Annotated in this window: 9 protein-coding genes; 8 read left to right on the plus strand and 1 reads right to left on the minus strand. The window is 62.1% G+C overall.

Features of this window, described 5'->3' with window-relative positions:
* From WAO18_RS20065 to WAO18_RS20095, 7 genes are all read left to right on the plus strand, one after another.
* The coding region (locus WAO18_RS20065; RefSeq protein WP_422207983.1) for a hypothetical protein at positions 1–340 on the plus strand (340 nt) is incomplete at its 5' end.
* Complete coding sequence (locus WAO18_RS20070; RefSeq protein ID WP_422207984.1) at positions 337–1,320, plus strand: NAD-dependent epimerase/dehydratase family protein; 984 nt, start codon at positions 337–339, stop codon at positions 1,318–1,320. The genes WAO18_RS20065 and WAO18_RS20070, both read left to right, overlap by 4 nt.
* A complete protein-coding gene (locus WAO18_RS20075) occupies positions 1,317–1,892 on the plus strand; it encodes a D-glycero-alpha-D-manno-heptose-1,7-bisphosphate 7-phosphatase (RefSeq protein WP_422207985.1) in 576 nt (191 codons plus the stop codon). Before WAO18_RS20070 ends, WAO18_RS20075 begins: the two co-directional genes overlap by 4 nt.
* Positions 1,889–2,608, plus strand: a complete 720-nt coding sequence (locus tag WAO18_RS20080; RefSeq protein WP_422207986.1) for a transaldolase — start codon at positions 1,889–1,891, stop codon at positions 2,606–2,608. The genes WAO18_RS20075 and WAO18_RS20080 overlap by 4 nt, the downstream gene beginning before the upstream one ends.
* Positions 2,605–3,411 (plus strand): class I SAM-dependent methyltransferase, encoded by an 807-nt coding sequence (locus WAO18_RS20085; protein WP_422207987.1) that lies wholly within the window; start codon positions 2,605–2,607, stop codon positions 3,409–3,411. Before WAO18_RS20080 ends, WAO18_RS20085 begins: the two co-directional genes overlap by 4 nt.
* The gene (locus tag WAO18_RS20090) at positions 3,408–4,388 is read left to right on the plus strand and encodes a hypothetical protein (RefSeq protein WP_422207988.1); all 981 of its coding nucleotides are present in this window, start codon (positions 3,408–3,410) and stop codon (positions 4,386–4,388) included. Before WAO18_RS20085 ends, WAO18_RS20090 begins: the two co-directional genes overlap by 4 nt.
* 8 nt (positions 4,389–4,396) lie before the next feature.
* Positions 4,397–5,113 carry a sugar phosphate nucleotidyltransferase gene (locus tag WAO18_RS20095; RefSeq protein ID WP_422207989.1) on the plus strand — a complete coding sequence of 239 codons (717 nt, stop codon included), beginning with the start codon at positions 4,397–4,399 and terminating at the stop codon, positions 5,111–5,113.
* A 45-nt stretch (positions 5,114–5,158) separates the two neighbouring features.
* On the opposite strand, the gene WAO18_RS20100 is transcribed toward WAO18_RS20095, so the two are convergent.
* Positions 5,159–5,938, minus strand: a complete 780-nt coding sequence (locus WAO18_RS20100) for a phthiotriol/phenolphthiotriol dimycocerosates methyltransferase (RefSeq protein ID WP_422207990.1) — start codon at positions 5,936–5,938, stop codon at positions 5,159–5,161.
* Between the two features lie 382 nt (positions 5,939–6,320).
* On the opposite strand from WAO18_RS20100, the gene WAO18_RS20105 reads away from it, so the two are divergent.
* Positions 6,321–7,303: TylF/MycF/NovP-related O-methyltransferase (locus WAO18_RS20105; RefSeq protein ID WP_422207991.1), on the plus strand; the 983-nt coding region annotated here is incomplete at its 3' end.

Below are 7,303 nucleotides of genomic sequence, written 5' to 3' on the forward strand. Positions count from 1 at the left end.
GGATACCACTTTCGCAGAATGGCTGCGTGGATCACGACTGTCCGAAAATGATGCGCTGCTGATCTTCTCGGTCGGTGGCGGCGACGAGGCCAAAGGTGTGTCCGCGAATATCGTTGCCGCACTTCGGCTGGCGGTCGAGCGGGGCGCACCGATCTTCGGCATCGTGGGGCGCGACGGCGGCACCACCGCGAAACTCGCCACGGCCGCGGTCATCATTCCACCGCTCTATCCCAACCACATCACCCCGCACACCGAGGGACTTTGCGCGGTCGTCTGGCACCTTCTGGTCACGCACCCGGCTCTGGCCAAGATCGCGACGCGCTGGGAGTCGCTGAAGTGACCGCCGCACTGCGCCGCTTCGCCGTCGTGGGCGGCGCAGGCTTCATCGGCGGTCATTTTGTCGAGCATCTGCTGGGCAAGGGAGCCGAGCAGGTCACCGTTTACGACAACTTCTCCTCGGGACGCCGCTGGCACCTCGCGGACGTCGCCAACGACCCACGGCTGCGTGTCGATGTCGGCGAAGTCGGGGATCTCGAGCACCTGTTGGCGACCGTCGCCGGACACGACACCGTGATCCACTTGGCATCGAACCCCGACATCGCCGCTGCGGCAACCAATCCCGCCATCGACTTCGATCAGGGCACGGCGCTCACGCACCACGTTGCCGAGGCGGCCCGACGAGGCGGCGTCGAACTCGTCCTCTACGCCTCAGGCAGCGGCGTGTACGGCGATCTCGGCGAGGTCGAAGCACACGAGGACCGCGGTCCGATGTTGCCCACATCCACGTACGGCGCCAGCAAGCTGGCGGGGGAGGCGTTGCTCTGCTCCTACGCGGCCATGTTCGATGTCTCGGCCCGCTGTTATCGCTTCGGCAATGTCGTCGGGCCGCGCCAGACGCACGGGGTTGGCTTCGACTTTGTTCGCCGGCTCCTCGCCGACCCGAGTCGGCTGCGCATCCTCGGCGATGGGCGGCAAAGCAAGTCGTATGTGCACGTCGACGACGTGATCGCAGCGGTGATGGTCGGTGCCGAGTCGGCGGGGGAGCCGTTCGCGGCGTTCAACGTCGCCACCGAGGACTATCTGACCGTCAAGGAGATCGCTCAGATGGCCGTCGAGGTGGTTGGGCTAACTGCTGAGCAGACAACGTTCGAATACACCGGCGGGGACCGCGGCTGGAAGGGTGACGTTCCAATCGTTCGGCTCAATTCCGAGCGGATTCGATCGCTCGGTTGGAAGAACGAACGTACTTGTGAAGAGGCTCTGCGTGATTCGATGGCGGCGATGCTCATTGACGCCCGTGCCGGTCGGTTCGACACATGAGCCACCAGAGCACCGTCATTGGAACCCGCCCCGCGATCTTCCTCGATCGTGATGGGGTGCTCAATGAGGTCGAGCTGCTTCATGGCAAACCCCACCCACCGGCCGGCGTCGAGCAGCTGCGCTTGCTGCCCGGCGTTGTCGAGGCCTGTTATCGCCTGCGGGACTTGGGATTCGCGCTTGTCGTCGTGACCAACCAACCGGATATCGCCCGAGGCAAGCAGACCCGCGATGATGTCGACCGTATCCATGATGCACTGCGTGCGCGGCTACCGCTGGACGAGATTGTGGTGTGCGCCCACGACGACATCGATGACTGCCCGTGCCGGAAGCCGCGACCGGGAATGATCCTCGACGCCGCCGCGCGGGTGGGCCTCGACCTCGACACCAGTGTGTGCATTGGCGACCGATGGCGGGACATCGAGGCCGGCAAGCGCGCCGGTGTGATGGCCATCTTTGTCGACCGTGGTTACGGCGAGCGCCGTCCCACGGATGCCGACGCCGTTGTAGCCAGCTTGCCCGCCGCTGTCGGATTGATCGAGTCAAAACGTGTTAGCGGGAGAACCGTGGTATGAGCGAGAAAGTAGTTCTGCGCCACGTCAAGATCTACGCTGATGGCGCCGACCTGGAGTCGATGATTGCGCTTGCGGAAAAGCCGCACGTCGCCGGGTTCACGACGAACCCGACCCTCATGCGCAAGTCCGGCGTCAGTGACTACGAGGGCTTTGCTCGCAAGCTGCTCGAGACGATCACCGACCGGCCGGTCTGCTTTGAGGTGTTTGCCGACGACGCCCCGGGCATGCTGCGCCAAGCCCGGCTCATCTCGTCCTGGGGCCCAAACGTGTACGTCAAGGTTCCGGTGACGGACACCAAACGTAACTCGATGGCCGACGTGGTCGCAGAGCTGACCTCGGACGGCGTACAGCTCAATGTGACCGCGTTGACGACGGTGGCCCATGTCGAGACTGTGACGGCCAGGCTCGCCGGCACCCGGGGCGCGATCGTGTCGGTCTTCGCCGGTCGAATCGCCGACACCGGCCGCGACCCGATTCCGATCATGAGTTCGGCCTTGGCCGTCACGTCGGCTCAGCCCGGCGTCAGTCTGCTGTGGGCCAGCCCGCGAGAGATTCTCAACGTCCGGCAGGCCGACGACCTCGGCGTCGACATCATCACGCTGACCCACGACATACTTGCAAAGCTGTCGTTGTTTGGCAAAGACCTCGACGACTACTCGCTGGAGACGGTGAATATGTTCGACAACGACGCGCGCGCCGCGGGGTACAAGTTGTGACCCCGGGCGACGGCCGCGTCGGACAGGCTCCGGACTCAAACGATTGGGACCACCTTTGGGACGCATTCGGCGAGGCTTCCTTGAGCAATCCCGTCAACGGCTATCGTGAGGCGCTGATTCTCAGGTTGCTAGGACGGCCTCCGGTCGGATCGACCGTGCTCGACATCGGAAGCGGTCAGGGGCAGTTCGCTATATCTCTGCAGGCGATGTACCCGGACCTTGCGGTATGGGGCGTCGACAACAGCGCAGAAGGGGTAGCGCGCAGCCGCGAGTTCGCTGCTCGGCTAGGCCTTGCGGCCGAATTCCGCCAAGCAGACCTGTTGCAGTCAGCCACTCTCGCCGATGGGCAGCCGCTGGCCAGCTATGCCGTCTGCACGGAGGTGCTCGAGCACGTCGACGAACCCGTGACGCTGATCCGCAACGCGCGCGCCATGCTGGCACCCGGCTGCCACCTCGTAGTGACTGTGCCAGGCGGCCCGCGTTCTGCCTTCGACCATCACTGGGGTCATTTTCAGCACTTCACTGCGCGCAAGCTGAACCAAGTACTCACGGATGCCGGCTATGAGGTGCGCAGAGTTTTTCGGGCTGGGTTCCCGTTCTTCAACCTGTACAAGCTCGCCGTGATTGCGGGTGGCAAGAAGCTCATCGCCGATGTGGAACACCGCCCGTCGGGGCAGGCCATGCCCGCGCAGTCGATGGTGTACGCGTTCTTTCGGTTTGGGCTGCGGCATACCCTGGACAACACGCCGTTCGGCTGGCAGATGGCAGCGATAGCGACTGTCCCAACGCAGGACCGTTCGTGATCATCACCCGGACGCCGCTGCGGATTACCCTCGGCGGCGGAGGCACCGACCTGCCGTCGTACTACCAACGGTTCGGCGGTGTGGTGATCTCGGCGGCGATCGACAAGCACATCTACATATCCAGCAACGCCACGTTCACTCCCGATTACTTTCTGAAGTATTCGGCCTTGGAGCGAGTCGAGCGGGCGGTCGAGATCGATCACCCGATCATGCGCGAGGTTCTATTAGCGCACGCCATCGAACCGTCGGTGGAGATCGTCAGCATGGCCGACATCCCGTCCGGAACCGGTCTGGGTTCGTCGGGTGCGTTCACAGTTGGTCTGCTGCAGGCGATTTACGCGATGAAGCGTGACCACGTTGGCGCAGCACAAGTCGCGGCGGAGGCCTGCAATATCGAGATCGAGCGACTAGGTCGGCCGGTGGGTAAGCAGGACCAGTACGTGGCCGCTTTCGGTGGCCTGAAGATCTACCATTTCGAGCCCGACGGCGAGGTCAGAGTGTCGCCGCTGCAGATATCGGACGCAACATTCCGCGACCTGGAAGACCATTTGCTGATGTTCTTCACCGGCTACTCACGCGCGGCCGACAAGGTGCTCGAGGAGCAGCGGGCCAGGTCGACCGCGGACGACCCGGCGATGATCGACAACCTGCACTATGTCAAGAAGCTCGGCTTGCAAACCCAGGTCGCCCTGGAGAATGGCGACTGCGAGGGTTTCGCCGCCTTGATGCACGAGCACTGGGAGCACAAGAAGAAACGCTCGAGCGCGATGTCCAATCCGAACATCGACCGCTGGTATGAAATCGGCCGCGAAAACGGCGCCCTCGGAGGCAAGCTCGTGGGCGCCGGAGCCGGCGGGTTCCTGCTCTTCTATACCCGGGAACCGCGCCGGTTGCGCAACGCAATGGCGCCCGACGGGCTGCCCGAGGTCCGGTTCCGCTTCGACATTGACGGTAGCGTCGTACTCGTCCGATCCTGACTGACGGTATGCAATGCATCATTTTGGCCGGCGGCATCGGCACCCGAATGTGGCCGGAGACAAGCACGATGCCCAAAACACTTTTGCCAGTGCGCGGGAAACCGTTTGCGGCGTGGCAACTTTCGTGGCTCGCTCGCTCGGGCATCGATTCGGTCGTGTATAGCATCGGCTATCTCGGCGACGCCGTCCGGGCATACGTGGGCGACGGGTCGCCGTGGGGCGTATCAGTGGTTTACGTCGACGAGGGCGAGCACCTACGTGGAACGGCCGGTGCGCTGCGGCTGGCCCTGGACTCCTGCGTGCTCGACGATGACTTTCTCGTCCTGTATGGCGATTCCTGGCTCCAGGTCGACCCGGCGGCGGTGCTGCGCAGCCTGCGGGGGCGTCCTGAGCCTGCGCTGATGACCGTGCACCGCAACGAGGGCCAGTGGGGCGCTAGCAATGTGATCTTCGATGGTCGCCAGGTCGTGCGCTACGCCAAAGGGCTCGTTGAACGTCCGCCGGAGATGTGCTGGATCGACTATGGGCTCACCGCGCTGCGCCGCAGCGTGCTCGCCGAGCGCGTGTCTCCAGATAGGGTTTCCGACCTTGCGCCGGTCTTGTCGGAGCTGGCAGCCGAGGGGCAGTTGGCCGGGTTCGAGGTTTCCGACCGGTTCTACGAAATAGGATCGCCGCAGGGCCGGGCAGAACTGGAGGCGATGCTGCGGGGCCGTCGAGTCCAGTAATCGATAAGACCGCCAGGGCCGTCGAGTAATGGCAATCGGGGAGCTTCAGTCTTTCTTAAAGCAATACAGCTGATAAGAGTTTTCTCCGCTTCGCAGTGACTCGTGGAATGTCGAAGCCCGCAGCTCGTTTACGTTGCGGAGAAAATTGCGCAAAAACGAAGGCGCGCGGCGGCTGGCCGGGCCCAACAACGCCAACGTATCTTTCTGCGAAGTCATTATCCCGAGCATAACCTCCTCGTTGATAATCCTCTTGGAGATCATCCGCATCGGAAGCTCGGCGAGTGCCGCCTCCCACTCGTCGACCTGGGTACGCGGTCGAACATCCGTGTGCAGGAAATGCCCACCTGGGCTCAGCACGCGCGTAACTTCTGCCAAAAAACGCCGAAACCGCGGATAGAGGTGCGATGCTTCGACATTTATGACGGCGTCAAAGGATTGGTCATCGAACGGCAGGTCCTCGGCATTGCCGTGCACGAAATCCAACCCGGGCAGATTATGTGTTCGCCGACAAAACGCAATGCCGTTGGGGTTCAAGTCCAACCCGGTGTAAGAGGCTGGGTGCAAGGCGCGCACTAGGTATGAGGCTCCGCCGCCGTGGCCACAGCTGACCTCGAGAACCCGTTTTCCGCTGAGATCCGCCTGAGTCGCCGTGCGGTGGTACAGGTTGATGTGGACCCGGTTGGCTTCATCGGATGCCTCAAGAGGTAGGGCCATCGGCGGATCTTCCTCGTAGGCCCAGTCCAGGAACACCAGGTCGCCCATGAGGCGGGTTGCTAACGGGTACACGTACTTCGAGGAAAGTTTTAGGGATAGCGGGCTGTACATCCACTGATCCGAATACTTTGTTGCGAGCTTCCCGACGAGCGAACTACGCGCTTGCGGGCCTGAGCCTGGCATTGCGGCAGTATAACGAGAATGTGCAGGACAACAGACGTTTTCTGGGATGCCCCTTGCCAATCCTGCAAGCATTTCATCGCGCCTGCTAATCTCTAAACTCAAGTGTCGGTTAAAGCACTTGTGGCACGCTGGAATGTAGCGACAAGAGGCTCGGGCCGCGACTTACGCTAAAAGCGCAATATCCCAATCGGGCAAGTGCAGCGAGCCGGTAGCCTCCGGCACGGGTCGCCCACCGTCGAGCACGGGGATATTCGATACCGTTGGAGCAGCGAAAGGTGTTCTGTCTTAACGAGAGAAACGGGATCGTCCCATGGCGGTAGAGATATCCGAAGTTACCCTGTGCCCCCGAGACGACGTGATCACCGCTGCTTGCCTCGACTACCCGCGGACGGGTCCGGTTGACGGATACGCGTTCGAGGTCTTCGGCTGGGTCGTAAGCAAGGCGCCCGTAGCCGAGGTGGAGTTCGTCCACGATGGAATCCTGGTTGCGAGCTGCGAGCTAACTATTACGCGACCCGATGTGGCCAGCGTGTATGGCAGTTCGTCACCAGTGGGGTTTCGGAAGGCGATCGGAACGGTCGGGCTCGCGCCGGCCTTCACCATTGAGGTGGGGGTTGTATTACAGGATGGACGCCGAGACGTAATCGCGGAAATACGCGGCAGGCAGCAGCTAACCTCGGCCATCACCCCTTCCACGCAGCTTCAAGAGTCGGCATATCAAGGATCGGGCCGCGGCCGATTGGTCCAGCGATACCTCAATCTTCTCGAGGCGTCGCTGACCGGCATAATTTTCGAAGATGCGCCCTGTGACTATTGGTCGGACGGCAAGTTCGATGCCAACAAGCGTCTCTTGGGGAGGGACTGGCCCTCACTTTCGTTCTCGATGATCGGGAGTGTTCGTATGCGAAATCTACGCTATGCCTGCGAGACCGTGCTGCTTGATGGCATCGAGGGTGACTTTGTAGAGACCGGCGTTTGGCGCGGCGGCGCTTGTATTCTGATGAGGGGAATTCTGGAGGCATATGGTGATGGCACGCGACGTGTCTTCGTGGCTGACAGCTTTGCTGGACTTCCACCGCCGGACCCCGAAAATTTCCCCGCCGACGCGGGCGATCAGCACCATACTCATAGTCAGCTTGAGGTGTCGCGTGCCGATGTCGAGGATAATTTCCGGCGTTTCGGCTTACTGGACGAACGGGTCGTTTTCATTGAGGGTTGGTTCAAGGATACGCTGCCTGACGCCCCGATCGATCGGTTAGCTGTATTGCGGCTTGATGGCGATATGTATGAATC

It is taken from the genome of Mycobacterium sp., from assembly GCF_049278535.1.
In the GTDB taxonomy this organism is placed as follows: Bacteria; Actinomycetota; Actinomycetes; order Mycobacteriales; family Mycobacteriaceae; genus Mycobacterium.